The organism is Cellulomonas septica (assembly GCF_012396155.1).
In the GTDB taxonomy this organism is placed as follows: domain Bacteria; phylum Actinomycetota; class Actinomycetes; order Actinomycetales; family Cellulomonadaceae; genus Cellulomonas; species Cellulomonas septica.
Genome location: NZ_JAAXOY010000705.1, coordinates 1 through 1,764 on the forward strand (window position 1 = coordinate 1; position 1,764 = coordinate 1,764).

The window sequence follows — 1,764 nt, forward strand, 5'->3', positions numbered from 1 at the left end:
GTGGTGCGCGCACCGGCGTGCGGGTCCAGCGTGACGACCGAGCGCACGCGGGTCGCGTCCTCGGGCTCCGCGGACGGCACGACCGGCAGCGGCTCGACCGGCTCGTCGCCGTCGTCGGACAGGTCGAGCGGGGTCACGGGGAGGCGGAGGGCCGACTCGACGGCCTGGAGCGCCCGCCCCATCGCCGCGGCCGACGTGAACCGTCGCTCGGGGTCCTTCGCCATCGAGCGCTCGAGCACGTGCTGGAGGCCGACGGGCACGTCGTCGCGCCCGGTCGGCGGCAGCGGCGAGCGCTCGATGCGGGCGACGAGCTGCTGCGCGCTGTTCTGGCCGCCCGGGATCTCGAACGGGGTGCGGCCCGCGAGCAGCGAGTAGACCGTCGCGCCGAGCGAGTACACATCGGAGCGCTGGTCGCCCGTGGGGTGCTCGCCGAGCAGCTCGGGCGGCGACCACGGGATCGACATGCCGACCGTCGCCCCGGCGCCGTGCCCCGTGGTCGCGGCGATGCCGAAGTCCGTGAGGGCCGGCCAGCCGAAGTCCGTCGTCAGGACGTTCGCGGGCTTGATGTCGCGGTGCAGGATGCCCGCGCGGTGCGCGGTCTCGATCGCGGACGCGAGGCGCACGCCGATCCGCAGCGACTCGGCGACGGAGATCCGCTCCTGCCGGTAGCGCTCCGCGAGCCCGGGCCGCGAGCAGTACTCCATGACGAGGTACGGCCGGCCGTCGGCGGCGATCGCCGCCTGGTAGATCGTGACGATCGACGGGTGGTGCGACAGCTGGGCCATGAGGTTGGCCTCGGACTGGAACCGCGACCGGACCTCGTCGTCGAGGCTGCCGGCGAGCAGCACCTTGACCGCGACCTCACGTCGCGGGAGCTCCTGCTGGTACAGGAACACGTCCGCGAAACCGCCCAGCCCGAGGACCCTGAGGAACTCGTAGCCGGGCAGTCGCGGTGGGGCGGAGGCTTCGCGGCGTGCGGTCACGACCCCCGCTCCACGGTGAACGTCACCCCGTCGCCCAGGTCGACGACCTCGTCGGTCGCGACGACGCTCGGCTCGCCGGGGTGCAGGCGGCGCGCGCCCTCCCCCGGCCGGGAGACGTGCACGCCGTTCGTGGAGTCGAGGTCCGTGACGAGGACGTGGTCGCCCTCGACGCGCACCTCGGCGTGCGTGCGCGAGATGTCCTGCTGCGGGCTGGGCACCGTGACGAGGCGCGGGAGCTCGCGGTTGGTGACGCGCGCGACCTGCGGCGCACGGCCGAGCAGCACCGCGCGGTCGAGCGTCACGACCAGGCCGGTCGACAGCACGAGCTTCGCCGGCTCCGCCGCCGCGGGGACCGCGAACGGGCCGGGCACCTCGTCGGCCGCCCAGCTCGGGAGCTGGTCGCGGATCGCGGCGAGGTCCGACGACAGGATCGTCAGGCCGTCGTGGTCGTCCGGCGACGCGGGCGGCACGGGCTGGTCGACGGGACGCACGGGCGACAGGTCGACCAGACCCGGGCGCTGCGCGTGCTGCTCGAGGAACTGCTCGGCCGCCGCGACGACGTCGTAGCGCGGCTCGGTCGGCTGCGGCTCGAGCGGGTAGGCCGCCGACGCGGGCGTGCGCACGGTGTGCTCCCACGCGTCGTCGGCCGGGGTGACGGGCTCCTCGACGACGTCCGCGACCTGCGCCTGCGGGGTGTCCTTGGTGAGCGCGACGGGCGTCGCGGCGGGCTCGGCCTCGACCGGCGGCGCGACAGGGGCGGGCTCGGCCTCGACCGGCGGCT

2 protein-coding genes are annotated in these 1,764 nt (G+C 75.4%); both read right to left on the minus strand.

All coding sequences use genetic code 11. From position 1 onward, the window contains the following. A partial coding sequence (locus tag HGA02_RS18355) for a protein kinase domain-containing protein (RefSeq protein ID WP_168680745.1) occupies positions 1-983 on the minus strand: 983 nt, incomplete at its 3' end. Further along, on the minus strand, positions 980-1,764 hold a 785-nt coding region (locus HGA02_RS18360; RefSeq protein WP_168680747.1), incomplete at its 5' end, for an FHA domain-containing protein. The genes HGA02_RS18360 and HGA02_RS18355, both read right to left, overlap by 4 nt.